This is a genomic window from Mycobacterium sp. E2989 (genome assembly GCF_001667595.1).
GTDB lineage: Bacteria > Actinomycetota > Actinomycetes > Mycobacteriales > Mycobacteriaceae > Mycobacterium.
In genome coordinates this window covers 58,923-74,735 of sequence record NZ_LZJX01000126.1, presented here as the reverse complement: position 1 = coordinate 74,735, position 15,813 = coordinate 58,923, and the positions used below count along the sequence as shown (strand labels likewise).

Genomic DNA, 15,813 nt, shown 5'->3' with positions numbered 1-15,813 from the left:
CGCGCTAGCGATCGCCACGCCGGGGGATGCCGGCCAGCTGGTCGGCGAACTTGGCCTCGGCGGCCGCGCGCAACCGTAGCAAGTGTTCGGACGGGAACAGATCGGGCGCCGGCTCACGGTCTTTGAGCAGCAGACGGGCCAGGGTCACCTTGTGCACCTCGGTCGGGCCGTCGGCAAGCCCGAGCACGAACGACTCCACCAGGTACTGCACGAACGGCATCTCGTGCGTGGTGCCCAGCGATCCATGCAGCTGCAGCGCCCGCGACGACACGTCGTGCAACACCTGCTGCATCATCGCCTTCACCGCCGAGATGTCCGCCCGCACCGCGTGATAGTCGTTGAATTGGTCGATCTTCCAAGCGGTTTGCAGGGTCAGCAGGCGGAAGGCCTCGATCTCCATCCAGGAGTCGGCGATCATCTCCTGGACGAGTTGCTTGTTGGACAGCATCTCACCCTGCGTGTACCGGGACACGGCCCGCTCGCAGAGCATGTCGAAGATTCGGCGGACCAGGCCGACCGTGCGCATCGCGTGGTGAATTCGCCCGCCGCCCAAGCGCGTCTGCGCCACGACGAACGCCCCACCCCGCGGGCCAAGCATGTGGTCGGTCGGCACGCGGACGTTCTCGTACCGGACGTAGCCCTCGCGCCCGCCGCCCAGCGGCTGGTAGCCCAGGCCGACGTCACGCAGCACGTTGATGCCGGGGGTGTCCCCGGGCACGACGAACATCGAATAGCGTTGGTAGGGCGGCGCGTCGGGGTCGGTCATCGCCATCACGATGATGAACGACGCCATCGAGGCGAACGACGAGAACCACTTCTCCCCGTTGATGATCCAATGATTCCCGTCGAGCACCGCGGTGGTGCGGAAGACCTTCGGGTCGGCGCCGCCCTGCGGCTCGGTCATTGAAAAGCAGGACACGATGCGGTTGTCCAGGAGCGGCTCCAGGTAGCGGGCTTTGAGTTCCGGGGAGCCGTAGTGCGCCAGGATTTCGCTGTTGCCGGAGTCGGGGGCCTGGGAGCCGAAGACGATCGGAGCGCACTCCGAGCGGCCCAGGATCTCGTTGAGCAGAGCAAGTTTGACCTGACCGTAGCCGGGGCCGCCCAGGTGCGGCCCGAGGTGGGTGGCCCACAGGCCCCGCTCCTTGACGATCTCCTGTAGCGGCGGGATCAACGCCTGGCGCACCGGATCATTGAGGTCGTGAGACTCCTTGACGATCAAGTCGATCGGCTCGCACTCTTCGCGCACGAAGTCCTCGACCCATTTCAGTTGCTGCGCCCACTCGGGGTCGGTGGAGAAGTCCCACGACATCTAGCGTCCCTCTCGGTTGCTCTGGGCCACGACGCCCGCCTCGACGAGCGCGGTGATCTTCGGGGGGTCCATCCCCAGTTCGCGCAGCAGCGCGGCGGTGTGATCACCGGGAAGCGAAGGCGAAGTGGGGGTCTGCGGCCGGGTCCGGGAGAACCGCGGCGCCGGCGCGGGTTGGGTGATGCCGTCGACCTCGATGAACGTCTTGCGCGCGGCAAGATGCGGATGCCGCGGCGCCTCGGATAGCGAAAGGACCGGCGTCGCACAGCATCCCGGGGCATCGAGGAGCCGCTCCCACTCCCGGCTCGGCTTCTCGGCGAACCGGGCGGCCAGTGTCGCGCGGTGCGCTGCCCACGCCGCGGGCGCGTCGTCGTCGTGGGGCACGTCGACGCCAAGCCGATCGCACAGCTCCGCGTAGAACTTGGGCTCCATCGCGCCGACCGCGAAGTGGCCACCGTCGGCCGTGGCGTACACGCCGTAGAAGTGGGCAGCGCCGTCGAGCAGATTGGCGTGGCGCCGGTCGCGCCAGGTGCCGGCGGGCACCATCCCGAAATACGGCGCCAACAGCGTGGCGACGCCGTCGACCATGGCGACGTCGAGCACCTGGCCGGTGCCGGACTCGCGGGCCTCGAGGATGGCGCTGAGCAGGCCGACGGCCAACAGCATTCCGCCGCCGCCGTAGTCGCCGACCAGATTCAGTGGCGGCACCGGCGATTCGGCGGTGCCGATGCCGTGCAGGGCACCGGCCAGGGCGATGTAGTTGATGTCGTGACCGGCGTGGCCGGCCAGCGGCCCGTCCTGCCCATAGCCGGTCATGCGGGCATACACCAGGCGAGGATTGCGCTCACACAGCTCGTCCGGGCCGATGCCGAGGCGTTCGGCCACCCCCGGCCGGTAGACGTCGACGAAGGCGTCCGCGTCGGCGACCAGGCGATGAACGATTTCCCTGCCCCGCGCATCCTTGACGTCGACGGCGAGCGACCGCTGGCTTCGCCGCACCGTGTAATCGATGGGCAACGGACCGTCCACACCCGGCAAACCGTCGATGCGGACGACGTCGGCGCCCAAGTCGCCCAACAACATTCCGCAGAACGGGGCGGGACCCAGGCCGCCCATCATGACGATCCGCACGCCGCGCAGCGGCCCGGTCACGACGACCACTTCTTGCGGCGCTCGGCCGCCTCGTCGGTGGCGTGCGTGATCACCTGGTTGCGGTTCTCCAGCTCCAGGGCCGCCGACAGGCTGGCGGCGTCGGTGTTGACCTGCAGGGCGCGCTTGGTCAGTTGTGCACCCAGCGGGGAATGGCTCGCGATCAGCGACGCCAGCTCGACCGCCCGGTCCGCCAACCGATCCGGTTCGATCACCTCGCTGACCAGGCCACGCCGGTCGGCTTCGCCGGCCGACACGGTGCGGCCGGTCAGCATCCAGTCGGCGGCCACGCTGGTGCCGACGATGCGCGGCAGGTGGTAGCTCATGCCCATCTCGGCGCCGGAGAGGCCCAGCAGGATGGCGGCGTTACCGAAAGACGCGGCCGCCGAACAGATTCGGATGTCGGCCGCCAGGCACAGCGCGAGGCCCGCCCCGACGCAGGGCCCGTTGACCGCGGCGATGACCGGCTGCGGCAGCGCGCGAACGGCTTCCGCCAGGGCGGCCATCCGTTCCTGGAACCGCATCCGGTCCAGCGCGGGCGCGGTGGCCTCCAGCATGGAGGGGCCGAAGTCGCGGACGTCGATCCCCGCGCAGAAACCACGCCCGGCGCCGGTCAGCACGACCGCGCGCACGGAGCGGTCGGCGGCCAAATCGGCCAGGGCGTGGCCCAATTCGGCTTGCAGCGTCTCGTTGATGGCGTTGAGTTGCTTCGGCCGGTTCAGGCGCAACACGGCCACCCCGTCGCACGGCCGTTGCAGCTCCAGCGTGCTCGGCACGGTCACACCCGCTCGATGATGGTCGCCGTGCCCATCCCGCCGCCGGTGCACATGGTGAGGCACCGGGCGAACAACGCCTGCGGGTGCACGGCGTGCAGGCCACCGTCCGGGCGGCCTCGGCCGCGCGGCGTGCGCACCGCGTCGAGAATCCAGGCGTCGATGACGGACTCCCATCTCCCGGGCCAACTCAGGTCACCGGTATCGTAATGCGTCTCTCGGGTTCGGAGAACAACCTTCTCCAAATTGGCTGAAGCTATTCTCCGGTGGGGCCGGCGCCGGTGCGGCTCCGGTCGCGGCTGAACCGGAAAAACGTTGGCCCGCAACCCGCCTGGCGCCGCAGCGCAAGGCGGCGCATAACGGCGCGCGCAGCGGGTAACCCTTCGCGATGACCAAGATCGGATACTTTCTGTCCTGCGAGCAGTACGGCCCGAAGGAACTCATCGACCAGGCCAAGCGTGCGGAGGCGGCGGGTTTCGACGGGCTCTGGATCTCCGACCACTTTCACCCCTGGAACGACGAGCAGGGCCAGAGCCCGTTCGTGTGGGGCGTGATCGGCGCCCTGTCGGAGGTGACGTCCTTGCCCGTCAGCACCGCCGTGACCTGCCCGACCATCCGGACCCATCCAGCGATCGTCGCCCAGGCCTCCGCCACCGCGGCCGTGCAACTGGACGGCCGCTTCGTGCTCGGGGTGGGCAGCGGTGAGGCGCTGAACGAGCACATCCTCGGCGACGCATGGCCGTCGGTGGGCGTGCGTCAGGAGATGTTGGAGGAGGCGGTCGACGTCATCCGCCTGCTGCACCGCGGCGGCGAGGTGAGCCACCACGGCAAGCATTACGAGGTGCAGGAGGCCCGCATCTACACGCGGCCCGAGCAGCCGGTCCCCATCTACGTGTCCGGCTTCGGACCGCAGGGCGCCGAGCTGGCCGGGCGCATCGGCGACGGCTTCGTCCTGGTGACGCCCGAAGCCGACCTCGTCAAGACCTTCAGGGAGTCCGGCGGCGGCGACAAACCCGTGCAGGCCGGCACCAAGGTCAGTTGGGATCAGGACGCGGACAAGGCCCTCGAGGTGGCGCATCGGTTGTGGGGCAACGACGCCCTGCCCGGGCAGTCCGCGCAGACCCTGCCGCGGCCCAAGGATTTCGCCGCGTTGATGTCGCTCGTGACGCCCGACCAGGTCGCCGAAGCGGTCACCTGCGGACCCGACCCCGACACGCATGCCGCGAAGGTGCGCGAATACATCGACGCCGGCATCGACGAGGTGTATGTGCAGCAGATCGGTCCGGACACGGACGGCTTCTTCGCGGCGTACGAGCGCGATGTGCTGCCGCAGCTGCGCGGCTGACGCTCAGGCTTCGGCGTCGCCGTAGAAACCCGCCCGAAGCAACGCGGTGATCTCGCTGACCAGGGGCATCCGCGGGTTTGTGCGGTTACTGAGGTCCTCGAACGCCGTCATCGCCAGCGCGGGCAGCGCCGTCAGGAATTGCTCCTCCTCGACGCCGCACTCGCGCAGCGAGCGCGGCATGTTCAGCCGGCTCAGCAGATCGTCGACTCCCTGAAGCAATCGAGCGCGGCACTCGGCGGGCTCATGACCGCCGAAGATCAGCTGACCGAGCTGCGCGTATTTGTCCGGCGCCACGTAGGCGGAATATCCCGGCGCGGGCATGAACTTGCTTGGCAGACTGGCGTTGTAGCGCAGCACGTGTGGCAGGAAGACACCGTTGGCCCTGCCATGCGAGATCTGAAACCTCGCGCCGACGGCGTGGGCGAGCGCATGATTCGTCCCGACGAATGCGTTCGAGAAGGCAAGCCCGGCAAGGGTTGCCGCGTTGGACATGTCGGTTCGCGCGGACAGGTCGTCGGGGTCATCGTATGCGCCGGGCAACGCGTCGAAGATCAGTCGTGCCGCCTGGGCGCACAACGCGTCCGTATATGGCGACGCGAAGATCGAGACGGCAGCCTCCAGGGCGTGTGTCAGCGCGTCGATGCCCGTGTCGGCGGTCAGTGTCTGTGGCATGGACGAGGTGAGAATCGGGTCGACGATCGCGAGGTCAGGCACCAGGCTGTAGTCGACCAGCGTCTCCTTCTTGCCGCGCACCGTCAGCACCGCCGCCGGCGAGACTTCTGACCCGGTGCCGGATGTCGTGGGGACCGCGACCAATTGGACACCGTGCCGGTCGACCGGATAGTCGGCCACGCGCTTGCGCGGGTCGAGGAAGGGCATCGTCAACTCGTCGACGCTTTTCTCCGGGTGTTCGTAGAACAACCGGATCGCCTTGCCGGCGTCCAGAACCGAGCCGCCGCCGACGGCGAGCAGCAGATCGGGTTGGACGCGTTGCAGCAACGTTACACCGCGCCGGATGGTCGCCTCGTCGGGCTCAGGTGTCACCTCGCTGAACACCTGCACGTGTTCGGCGCGCAACTTGCCGCGTAACTGGTCGATCACGCCGCGCTCTTCGGTCACTGCGTCGGTGACCACCACGACGGTGTCACAGTCGAGTTCGCGCAAATTGTCCAGCGCACCTTCGTTGAAGTAGGTATTGGACGGCACCCGGAACCATTGGGGCGGGGTGCGGCGCCGCGAGACCGTCTTGATGTTCAGCAGTTGGCGATAGTTGACGTTTTCCGTCGTGCTCGACCCGCCCCACGTGCCGCAACCCAAGGAGAACGTGGGTGTCAGGTTGTTGTAGACGCCGCCGAGGGCTCCGACCGCGGTGGGCGCGTTGACCAGAATGCGCCCCGTGCGGACCGCCAGACCGTATGCCTCGATGACATCGTCATCGTTGGCGTACACCGCCGACGTGTGACCCAGGCCCCCGTGCTCGGTGACCAGAACGGCCACGTCGATGGCGTGCTGGACACTGCTCGCGCGCACCACCCCCAGCACCGGCATCAGCTTCTCCTGCAACAGGGGATGCGACGCGAGCTCATCGAGGTCGCCGGGGAGCTGGGCCAGCAGCACCTTCACCGCCGGCGACACGCTGAAACCGGCTCGGGCGGCCAGCTCCGACGCCTTCTGCCCGACCGCCTCATGCGAGATCTTGTCGCCGCAGCCAAACGCGAACTGCGCCACCGCGGTGGCCTCGGCGGCGGTGAGCACGCGGGCGCCCATCCGCTCGAACTCGGCCATCGCTTCGTCGTATACCTCATCGTCGATGATGCAAGTTTGCTCTGCGGGGCAAATGACCGATGAGTCAAAGGTTTTCGAAATCAAGATGTCGACGACCGCGCCCTTCAGGTCCGCCGTCTTGTGAACGTAGATCGGCGCGTTGCCCGGACCCACCGACAGGCCGGGCTTTCCGGCCGAATTCGCCAGCGCGACGATCTTCGGCCCGCCCGTCACCCAGATGAAATCGATCTTCGGATGCTTGAACAGGTAGTGCGTCACCTCGTGCGCGGCGTCGGGAATGACCTGCAGCGCCCCGGGGGGCATCCCGGCCGCCTCGGCCGCCGTGCGGAGGATCTCGAGGCTGCGTTCGCAGCACCGGACCGCGTACGGTGACGGCCGAAACAGAATCGCGTTGCGGGTCTTGGCGGCCACGATGGCCTTGAACAGCACTGTCGACGTCGGGTTGGTGACCGGGGTGATGCCCAGTACGACGCCGATCGGCTCGGCCACATGGGTGATGTTGTTTTCGACGTCCTCGTCGATGACTCCCACCGATTTCTTGCCGCGCAGGTAGTCGTGCAGGAACTCGGTGGCCACGTAGTTCTTGACGACCTTGTCCTCGAAGACGCCGAATCCCGTCTCTTCGATCGCGACACTCGCCAGTTCCCCGGCGGCACGCACCCCGGCGCGCACCATTGCCTCGACGATGGCGTCGACCTGCTGCTGGTCGAGCTTGCGGAATTCTCGGGCCGCCTGCGCCGCCGCGTCGACGATCGCGTCGACTTCCTGCCTGCGCTCGTCGGCAAGCGCGGGTGTTCCGAGGGCGGGGGCGGGCGGGGTTTGCGTAGTGGTCATGATGGCGTTCCGGCTGGTTAGGGACAATAAGGCCTGCAGAATGAGCCGATGCTAAGCCGGCCGCCTCGAGGCCAAGTAGGGCTGAAAGGCCCTCAACGGGTTGACTGCCGGCCCGTTACGGCCCGAAGTTAGTGCCGCTGGTCAGCTCTTCCCAGTTCGCGATCTCGGTCGCCCGCGCGTCCGCGACGTGGCGATAGAGGGCCAGCGCGTCGGGGCCGAGCAGCAAAAAGCCGGGGGGCTCGGCGGATTCGACGGCCGCGATGATCGCGGCGGCGGCCTTGGCGGGGTCGCCGGCCTGGTTGCCGTGCATCGTGTCGTTTTCCTTGCGGCGCTTTCCGGCGGTGTCGGCGTAGTCGTCGATGACGGTGGCCGACTGGATGAGCGATCGGCCGGCGAAATCGGTGCGGAACGCGCCGGGCTCGACGACGGTCACCGAAATGCCCAGTGGCGCAAGCTCACCGCGCAGGGCGCCGCTCATGCCCTCGATCGCGGCCTTGGCCGCCGCGTAGTAGCCGGACCCCACCGGGGTCACCGTTGCGCCGATCGAGGAGATGTTGACGATCGCGCCGCTGCGGCGCGCCCGCATGCCGGGCAAGACGGCCTTGATCATCGCGACGGAACCGAAGAAGTGCGTGTCGAACAGGGTGCGCACCTCGGCGTCGTCACCCTCCTCGATCGCGGCGCGGTAGCCGTAGCCCGCGTTGTTGACGAGCACGTCGACGCCGCCGAACCGGTCGTCGGCTTGCCGCACGGCCGAGGCGACGTGCGCCGGGTCGGTGACGTCAAGGGTGAGGGCCAGCGCCCGGTCCGGGGCCGCGTCCACGAGATCGGCGACCTTCGCGGCGTCGCGGGCGGTGACCACCGCGTTGTGCCCGGAGCCGATGACCGCTTGGGCCAGCGCGCGACCGAGTCCGGTCGAGCAGCCGGTGATGAGCCACGTGGCCATGGGCGTAGTTCCTCTCGCCGAGACGGCACCAGCACCGTGAAATGTGTTGTCAGACTATGGCGCGTCGACTACATCCCTCGTCGGGAAATCGCGGGGATCACGAAACATCGTACGGGGGTGGTCAGGCGCCCGGCAGGCAACTATCGTCCTTCTCAAGCAGTTGATTGGCTCCGGTGAAGGAAACAGGCAGTGAGGACGCTAGAAGGCGTTCTGTCCAGACACCCGTTCTTCGGCGGGATGGACCCGCGCTATTTGCAGTGGGCGGTTGGCTGTGCGGCAAACCTGCGCTTCGCCGCGGGCGAGTTGATCTTCCGCGAGGGCTATCCCGCTGATCACTTCTACCTCATCCGCGCCGGCAGGATCGCGCTCGAAACCCCGGTCCCGGGCCGTGGCGGCTTGACGGTTCAGACACTCGAAGCCGGAGGCATCCTCGGCTGGTCGTGGTTGGTGCCGCCGTACAACTCGCGGTTCGACGCCCGCGCCGTCGTAGCGACGCGCGCCATCGGTTTCGACGGCAACTGCCTGCGCGGCAAGTGCGAAGAGGACCACGAACTGGGATACGAGCTGCAGAAGCGGGTGATCGCGATTCTGGGAGAGTATCTCGACGCGGCAAGGTTCCGGCTCCTGGACATTTATGCCGATGTCATCGCATAGGGACCGACCGGCCCGTTAGCCCTCGAATGCCGGACCGTCAAAGCGGTCGCGGGTGACGAACTCCGCGACCGGGCGGCGGCGCAGCTTCCTAAGCTGCTGCACGGGTTTGCCGAGCGGCACGACCGCGACGACCGCGTGCTGATCCGGGATGCCCAGCAATTCACGGACTCGCTCCTCGGCCGCGATGGCCATCGTCGTGATGGTGCCGCCGTACCCCTCGTTGCGGGCGGCCAGCAGGATGTTCCAGATGAGCGGGTATACCGATGCGCCGCCGGCCAGGCCGACCCGATCCAGATCCTGATCGATGGCGGCGACGACGGTCAGGTCGACCGAAACCACAAGGACGACGGGCGCATTGGCGATCGGCGCGACGAACGTGTCCGGAATGTCCGTCTGGTCGATGGCCTGCTGCGGCACCGAGCTGGGATGCACTGAGTTCCAAGGGTTTTCGCCCGCCTGCAGCTGCGCGAAGTAGCGGCGGGCAGCGGCCTTTCCCAGCTCGGCGAGCCGGCGACGGGCGTCCGCGTCGCGCACCACGGTGACGTGGGCGCCCTGCCGGTTACCGCCGCTGGGGGCGAAGCGCGCGTTGTCGAAGATGCGGCCCAGGACCTCGTCGGGCACCGGGTCGTCGGTGAATTCGCGCGCCGCGAAAGTCGTTCGCATGACGTCGTACAGCTCCACGGCGCGTCACGCGCTCGCGGACGCGCGCCGCTGAAGGCGGAAGGTGCGCTCGAAACCGGCCGGCTGCGTCGTCAGGGTGACTTCCACCGCGCCGCTGGGGGCGATGACGTAACGCTCCTCCACGTCGGGCCCGTCCCGCCAGCGGCCGACCGGCTGGCGCCCGAGGTCGTCGCGATCGCGCAGCGCCGGATCGAAGGGGAAGAGGACCGGATCGTAGGGCGTCACGTCGCCGTCCGGCCGGCCGTTGACCAGGCGGCTGCATTCCACGAACCGGAAGTGGCCGATGTTGTGCGCCGCGCGGTAGCTGCGCTTCACCACCAGCGGGGTGCGCCCGTCGGACGGCAGGGATACGTCCTTGCACACGATCGGGTCGAAAACGACGCCGGCGCCGGCCTCGGCCTCGCGGAAGACCCCGAAGTTGCGCGAGAAGCGTTCGGACAGTGCGAAATCGGACTCCTTGTCCAGGAACACCGCCAGGCCGATCGCGGTGGCCGCGAACGGATGCGGCGAGCGTTTCACCCGCTTGTCGCCGAAGGCGGTGCGCAGCATCCGCGATACCAGCGGGAAGCTGCCGGCTCCGCCGACGACGTAGATGCCGGCGACCTCCGACCACGTCACGTCGCCCCCGCCCGGGGTGTGCAGCACGCGCCCGAGCAGCTCCATGGTCTTGTCGACGAGCGGCGCGCACACCGCATAGACGTCGTCGACCGGGCAGGAAAACGGGGGTCGGTCGGTGCCGTCGACCCCGGTGAGGTCCACCAGGAAGCGGCGGGTCTGTGGCCCGACGGCCTCCTTGCGGGCGGCGCACTCCTCCCGCAGCAACTCGCGGCCCGCGGCGCCGACCCCGGTCAGCTGCGAGCGCGCCAGGACCAGGTCCGCGACCGCTTCGTCGAAGTCGTCGCCGCCGAGGCGCTGAATGCCCTCGCTGATGACGACCTCGTTCGCGTGCCCGGTCATCTTGAGCAGCGAGGCGTCGAAGGTGCCCCCGCCCAGGTCGTAGATGAGGACGTACTCCCGTTTGGCGGTGATGGTGGAGCGGTACCGATGCGCGTACTCCAGACTCGCCGCCGACGGCTCGTTGAGCAGGGCCACGACGTCGAATCCCGCCGCGACGAAGGCGTCCAGTGTCAGCAGGCGTTGGGCGCTCGAGGCGTTGGCCGGCACGCTGATGGCGGCCTCGATCGATTCGGTGGCGGTGAGGCTGGCGTTGGAGCGGCGCAGCAGGTCGCTTTTCAGCTGGGCGAGAAAACCGGCGAGCAGGTCGGCCAGCCGATGGCGGCGGCCCGCGAGGGCCACCTCGGTCTGCGGCCCGGCGTCGTTGAGCAGACGTTTGAACGAGCGCAACACCGACCACGCCGGGTCGTGGCGGACGGCGGCGGCCTGCGCGCCGAACCGCAACTCCCCGGCCGCGTTGGCCGCGACGATCGACGGCCACGCGTCGACGCCGTCAAACGAGATGACGGGATAGTTGCCTCGGTCGACGGCCGCAACGACGGTGTGTGTGGTGCCAAAGTCGATGCCGACTCTCATCGCGCAAGTTTAGGACCGTGCCGGGGAGTTCGACACGACCTTTTCGCCCGGCGCGTCCCATCGTCTCTGCAACGCGCGTTCGGCGGCCGTGGGGACCAGGCCCGAGGGCGCGAACCGCTTCGAGGGCACCGGGTCCTCCTCGGTCAGCGGACGCCCGCCGCCACGAATTGCCCTGGCCGCGACCACAACTCCCGCGACGAAGACGATGAGAACCACCAGCGCAAAGACGATGGACAGGGTGCCCTGGATGAAGGTGTTCCTGATGACCTCGTCCAGCTGATGGGGATTCTTGGCCGCGCCGAACGCGGTTTTGCCGGCCCGCTGCGCCGCCGAGTACTGGGCGTGTTGAGTCCAGTAGCCGACCGCGGGATCCCCGGAGAAGATCTTCTGCCAGGACGCGGTCAGCGTGACCGCCAGGTCCCACAGCAGCGGAACCCCCGGAATCCACGCCCATCTCAGCAGGCCCTTCTTGATCACCACCACGGTGATGACGGTCAGCGCGATGCCGGCCAGGAGCTGGTTGGCGATACCGAACAGCGGGAACAGCGTGTTGATGCCGCCCAGCGGATCGGTCACGCCCATCAGCAGGGTGCTGCCCCAGGCGGCGACGACCGCCAGGCTGCAGATCCACACGCCGGGCCGCCAACTCGGGTTGCGCAGCTTGGTCAGCGGGCCGCCCAGGTTGCCCAGCGTGTCGGACAGCATGAAGCGGTTGACCCGGGTGCCCGCGTCGAGGGTGGTCAGGATGAACAGCGCCTCGAACATGATCGCGAAGTGATACCAGAAGGACTTCAGCCCGGCGCCGCCGAACACCCGCTGCAGCACCTCGGACATTCCCCAGGCGAGTGTCGGGGCCCCGCCGGTGCGCGACACGATCGACTTTTCGCCGACGCTGGCGGCGGCCTGGCCGATCTGGTCGGCGGTGGCCGGGGGGCCGTGCAGTCCGAGTGAGTTGACGTAGTCCGCGGCGCGGGCCGCGGTGGCGCCGGTCTGCGCGGCCGGCGCGTTGATCGTGAAGTAGAGATGCTGGTTGATGATCGACGCGGTGATCAGCGCCATGACGGCGACGAACGACTCGGTGATCATGCCGCCGTAGCCGATCAGCCGCATCTGGCCTTCCTTCTCCAGCAGCTTGGGCGTCGTCCCGGACGAGATCAGCGAGTGGAATCCCGACAGGGCGCCGCACGCGATGGTGATGAACAGGAACGGGAACAGCGAGCCGGCGAACACCGGACCGTTGCCCTTGGTGGCGAACTGCGAGATCGCGGGCGCCTGCATGACCGGCCGCGCGATGCAGATGCCGACCGCGAGCAGCGCGATGGCGCCGACTTTCATGAACGTGGACAGGTAGTCGCGCGGCGCCAGCAGCAACCACACCGGCAACACCGATGCGGCGAAACCGTAGACGATCAGGCACCAGCACAACGTCACCGGGGACAGCGTGAACCAGGATGCGCCCCAAGGTGTTTCGGCGACCCAGTTGCCGGACGCCACCGCGGCCAGCAGCAGCGCGAACCCGATCACCGAGACCTCCGACACCCGCCCGGGGCGCAGGAACCGCAGGTAGATCCCCATGAACAGGGCGATGGGAATGGTCATGGCGATGGAGAACACGCCCCAGGGGCTTTCGGCCAACGCCTTGACCACGATCAGGGCCAGCACCGCGATCAGGATCACCATGATCACCAGGACCCCGAGCAGGGCGGCCGCCCCGCCCACCGCGCCCAGCTCGTCGCGGGCCATCTGGCCCAGGGAACGGCCCCGGCGGCGGGTGGAGATCCACAGCACCAGGTAGTCCTGCACGCAGCCGCCGAACACCGCGCCGAGGATGATCCAGATGCTGCCCGGCAGGTAACCCATCTGGGTGGCCAGCACCGGGCCGACCAGCGGCCCGGCCCCGGCGATGGCGGCGAAATGATGCCCGAACAGCACGCGCCGGTCGGTGGGCACGTAGTCGGTGCCGTCGTCGAGCACCTCGGCCGGGGTGGCGTGATCGTCGCGCGGGCGAACGATCTTCATTTCGATCAGCCGGGCGTAGAACCGGTAGCCGATGATGTAGGTGCAGATCGCCGCGACCACGAACCAGACCGCGTTCACCGTCTCGCCGCGGGCGAACGCGATGCTGGCCCACGCGACGGCGCCGAGCACGGCGATGACCCCGAACACGATCTTGTGCCGGGCGGTGATGGGGGAGCGGTCGACGATCGCGACGGGCGGCAGGTCGTTGTCGGTGTGGATGTAGCTGACGTCTTTGTCCTGCTCCTTGACTGCCACGGCCGAAACCCTACGCCCGGGAAACGAATTGCGCGTGCTTTGTCAATACAGCGCGCGCACGGCATCGATGGTGTCCGCCTCGGCCGGGCTTTTGTCGTCGCGGTAGCGCACCACCCGGGCGAACCGCAGCGCGACACCGCCGGGATAGCGCGAGGATTTCTGGACCCCGTCCAGCGCGATCTCGACCACCTGCTCGGGCCGCAGCCGCACGACGTAGGAGTCCGTCCCATCGACGGCGAGTTCGCTGAACCGCGCGGTCTGCCAGTCCAGCATGGCGTCGGTCATGCCCTTGAAAGTCTTTCCCACCATGACGAATTCACCGGTGGCCGGGTCGCGCGCCCCGAGGTGGATGTTGGACAGCTTGCCGCTTCGGCGCCCCGATCCCCACTCGACGGCGAGCACCACCAGGTCCAGGGTGTGCACGGGCTTGACCTTCAGCCAGCCCGCGCCGCGGCGGCCCGCCTGGTACGGCGCGTCCGGCGCCTTGGCCAGGACGCCCTCGTGGCCGGCGGCCAGCGTCGCGTCCAGGAATCCGGCCGCCGTCTCCGGGTCCGCGGTGAGCAGCCGATCCACCCGCTGCGCGGCCGGCACCAGCGCGTCCAGGTCCGCCAGCCGCTCGGTGGTCGGCGCGTCGAGCAGGTCGACGCCGTCGCGATGCAGGATGTCGAAGAAGAACACCGAGAGCGGCTGCGCCGCACGGGCTTTGGCCACATCGACCGATCGGCCGAACCGCGACGCGGTGACCTGGAAGCGGTGTGGTGAGTTGTCGGGCCGCAGCGCGATCGCCTCGCCGTCGGCGATGAGGTCGCGCACCGGCAGCGCCAGCGTCGCCTCTACCACCTCGGGCAGGCGGGCGGTGACGTCGTCGAGGCTGCGCGTGTAGACGGTGACGTCGTCGCCGGACCGGTGGATCTGCACCCGGGCGCCGTCCAGCTTCGCCTCGAAAATCGTTGTCCCGCCGTGCCTCTCGAGCGCGTCGGCTACCCCGGTGGCGGTCTGCGCCAGCATCGGCCCGACCGGCCGGCCGACCCGCAGGGTGAACGCCTCCAGGCCCGGCGCCCCGGTACCCAAGGCCGCCGCCGCGACGGCGGGCAGGTCTCCGCCCAGCATCGCGGCCCGTTGCACCGACGCGACCGGGATGCCGGCGGCCTTGGCCACCGCGTCGGCCATGATCCCGGCCAGCGCCCCCTGGCGTAGCTCCCCGCCGAGCAGCCGCAGCAGAAACGCCTGCTCGGCTTCCGTCGCGGCGGCGAACAGGTCGGCGATCAGCTCGGCGCGCCGGGCCTGCGACCCTTTGCCCGACACCGCCCCGATCTGGAAGAAGCGGGCGTCCACCCCGGTAACGGTCAACGTCGGATGCGGCGCCGGTGGCGGGCGGGACCGCAACGACGCCCAGCCGACCCCGATCTGGCGCTGCCGCAGCTCACCGGAGAGCCAGGAGACCACGATCGCGACGCCGCCGTCGGGGTCGTCGGCGGCGCGGCGCAAGAGGTCGGCGATGTGGGCGACCTTGCTCAGCCGCGACGACGTTCCGCCCACGTCAAGCGACGTCGTCGCCACGTCGACAAGGAGCACCAAATCAGCTTGTCACGGCTCACCGACAAGGCGGGGTCAACCCTCGGGGGCGGACACGCTAGCGTGCTACCTAACGTTACAGATTGCTAGGAATCTGACAACCCACAAGGAGAGGCCCGGATGGAGATCAACGGAAAGAAGGTCGTCGTCATCGGCGGCGCGTCGGGGATGGGTCGCGCCTCGGCGGAGCTGCTGGCCGAGCGCGGGGCGCAGGTCGCGATCCTCGACCGCGAGGGCTCCGACGGCAAGACGGTCGCCGAGGGCGTCAAGGGCGCGTTCTACCCGGTTGACGTCACCGACTTCACCGGCACCGAGGAGACGCTGCAGACCGCCGTCGACAAGCTGGGCGGCCTGCACGTCATCATCACCACCGCCGGCGGCGGCATCGCCAAGCGGACGATGACCAAATCCGGCCCGCACGACCTCGAATCCTTCCAATCCGTCATCGACCTCAACCTGATCGCCACCTTCAACATCAGCCGGCTGGCCGCCGCCCACATGGCCAAGAACGAGCCCGAGGACGAGGAGCGCGGCGTCATCATCAACACCGCCTCGATCGCGGCCTTCGAGGGCCAGATCGGGCAGGTCGCCTACACCGCCGCCAAGGCGGGCGTCGCGGGCATGTGCCTGACCATGGCGCGCGACCTGGGCTCGCTGGGCATCCGGGTGCTGGCGATCGCGCCGAGCCTGTTCGCCACCGGCCTGACCCAGGGCATCCCGGACGAATTCGCGTCGGCGCTCACCAAGGACGCGGCCTTCCCCAAGCGCCTCGGCCGGCCGATCGAGTACGCCAAGCTGGCGGCGGCCATCGTGGACAACCCGATGCTCAACGGCCAGTGCCTGCGGCTGGACGCCGGCCAGCGGTTCGCGCCCAAGTAGGCCACCCCCACAAGCCGCCCGCCCCGCATTAAGTACACTCTTTAGGCAGCCGCCCCGCTTCCCCTCGAAGCGGGGCAGGCTA

The 15,813-nt window shown here is 68.7% G+C and carries 13 protein-coding genes; 3 read left to right on the top strand and 10 right to left on the bottom strand.

The annotated features are described in order from the left end of the window. Positions 1-4: 4 nt before the first annotated feature. Genes A5680_RS22960 through A5680_RS25495 form a run of 4 tightly spaced genes read right to left on the bottom strand, consistent with a single transcriptional unit; the run spans position 5 to position 3,473 of the window. Entirely contained in the window at positions 5-1,309 is a 1,305-nt protein-coding gene (locus A5680_RS22960) for an acyl-CoA dehydrogenase family protein (RefSeq protein WP_067823528.1), read from the bottom strand. Beyond that, positions 1,310-2,458, bottom strand: a complete 1,149-nt coding sequence (locus A5680_RS22955) for a CaiB/BaiF CoA-transferase family protein (RefSeq protein ID WP_067823677.1) — start codon at positions 2,456-2,458, stop codon at positions 1,310-1,312. Continuing rightward, a complete protein-coding gene (locus A5680_RS22950; protein ID WP_067823525.1) occupies positions 2,455-3,237 on the bottom strand; it encodes an enoyl-CoA hydratase/isomerase family protein in 783 nt (260 codons plus the stop codon). Before A5680_RS22950 ends, A5680_RS22955 begins: the two co-directional genes overlap by 4 nt. Continuing rightward, a complete protein-coding gene (locus tag A5680_RS25495; RefSeq protein ID WP_082970468.1) occupies positions 3,234-3,473 on the bottom strand; it encodes a hypothetical protein in 240 nt (79 codons plus the stop codon). Before A5680_RS25495 ends, A5680_RS22950 begins: the two co-directional genes overlap by 4 nt. Positions 3,474-3,616: 143 nt before the next feature. Here A5680_RS25495 and A5680_RS22945 point away from each other — a divergent pair, with 143 nt between their 5' ends. After that, on the top strand, positions 3,617-4,573 hold the full coding sequence (locus tag A5680_RS22945) for an LLM class F420-dependent oxidoreductase (RefSeq protein ID WP_055404802.1): 957 nt from the start codon (positions 3,617-3,619) through the stop codon (positions 4,571-4,573). Positions 4,574-4,576: 3 nt separating this feature from the next. On the opposite strand, the gene adhE is transcribed toward A5680_RS22945, so the two are convergent. Together adhE and A5680_RS22935 are read right to left on the bottom strand one after the other, a co-directional pair. Further along, a complete protein-coding gene (gene adhE, locus A5680_RS22940) occupies positions 4,577-7,192 on the bottom strand; it encodes a bifunctional acetaldehyde-CoA/alcohol dehydrogenase (RefSeq protein ID WP_067823522.1) in 2,616 nt (871 codons plus the stop codon). 115 nt (positions 7,193-7,307) lie between these two features. Continuing rightward, the gene (locus A5680_RS22935) at positions 7,308-8,138 is read right to left on the bottom strand and encodes an oxidoreductase (RefSeq protein WP_067823519.1); all 831 of its coding nucleotides are present in this window, start codon (positions 8,136-8,138) and stop codon (positions 7,308-7,310) included. Between the two features lie 237 nt (positions 8,139-8,375). On the opposite strand from A5680_RS22935, the gene A5680_RS22930 reads away from it, so the two are divergent. Next, a complete protein-coding gene (locus A5680_RS22930; protein WP_197499831.1) occupies positions 8,376-8,792 on the top strand; it encodes a cyclic nucleotide-binding domain-containing protein in 417 nt (138 codons plus the stop codon). Between the two features lie 15 nt (positions 8,793-8,807). On the opposite strand, the gene A5680_RS22925 is transcribed toward A5680_RS22930, so the two are convergent. The 4 genes from A5680_RS22925 to A5680_RS22910 are packed head-to-tail and all read right to left on the bottom strand — an operon-like array spanning position 8,808 to position 14,852. Further along, positions 8,808-9,473, bottom strand: coding sequence for a nitroreductase family protein (locus A5680_RS22925; protein WP_369827706.1), 666 nt, complete (start codon positions 9,471-9,473; stop codon positions 8,808-8,810). A 6-nt stretch (positions 9,474-9,479) separates the two neighbouring features. Beyond that, positions 9,480-11,003, bottom strand: a complete 1,524-nt coding sequence (locus A5680_RS22920; RefSeq protein ID WP_067823514.1) for an Hsp70 family protein — start codon at positions 11,001-11,003, stop codon at positions 9,480-9,482. 9 nt (positions 11,004-11,012) lie between these two features. Then, positions 11,013-13,277, bottom strand: a complete 2,265-nt coding sequence (locus tag A5680_RS22915; RefSeq protein ID WP_055403339.1) for a carbon starvation CstA family protein — start codon at positions 13,275-13,277, stop codon at positions 11,013-11,015. Positions 13,278-13,319: 42 nt separating this feature from the next. After that, positions 13,320-14,852 carry an ATP-dependent DNA ligase gene (locus tag A5680_RS22910; protein ID WP_067823671.1) on the bottom strand — a complete coding sequence of 511 codons (1,533 nt, stop codon included), beginning with the start codon at positions 14,850-14,852 and terminating at the stop codon, positions 13,320-13,322. Positions 14,853-14,972: 120 nt separating this feature from the next. Between A5680_RS22910 and A5680_RS22905 the strand changes: the two genes are divergently transcribed. Further along, positions 14,973-15,731, top strand: coding sequence for an SDR family NAD(P)-dependent oxidoreductase (locus tag A5680_RS22905; RefSeq protein WP_055403340.1), 759 nt, complete (start codon positions 14,973-14,975; stop codon positions 15,729-15,731). Positions 15,732-15,813: the final 82 nt, after the last annotated feature.

Excerpts from the sequence above, each read along its gene's own strand:
- A5680_RS22920 (WP_067823514.1), bottom strand. The coding sequence starts at position 11,003 with ATGAGAGTCGGCATCGACTTTGGCACCACACACACCGTCGTTGCGGCC.
- adhE (WP_067823522.1), bottom strand. The coding sequence starts at position 7,192 with ATGACCACTACGCAAACCCCGCCCGCCCCCGCCCTCGGAACACCCGCG.
- A5680_RS22945 (WP_055404802.1), top strand. The coding sequence starts at position 3,617 with ATGACCAAGATCGGATACTTTCTGTCCTGCGAGCAGTACGGCCCGAAG.
- A5680_RS22905 (WP_055403340.1), top strand. The coding sequence starts at position 14,973 with ATGGAGATCAACGGAAAGAAGGTCGTCGTCATCGGCGGCGCGTCGGGG.
- A5680_RS22960 (WP_067823528.1), bottom strand. The coding sequence starts at position 1,309 with ATGTCGTGGGACTTCTCCACCGACCCCGAGTGGGCGCAGCAACTGAAA.
- A5680_RS22930 (WP_197499831.1), top strand. The coding sequence starts at position 8,376 with ATGGACCCGCGCTATTTGCAGTGGGCGGTTGGCTGTGCGGCAAACCTG.
- A5680_RS22935 (WP_067823519.1), bottom strand. The coding sequence starts at position 8,138 with ATGGCCACGTGGCTCATCACCGGCTGCTCGACCGGACTCGGTCGCGCG.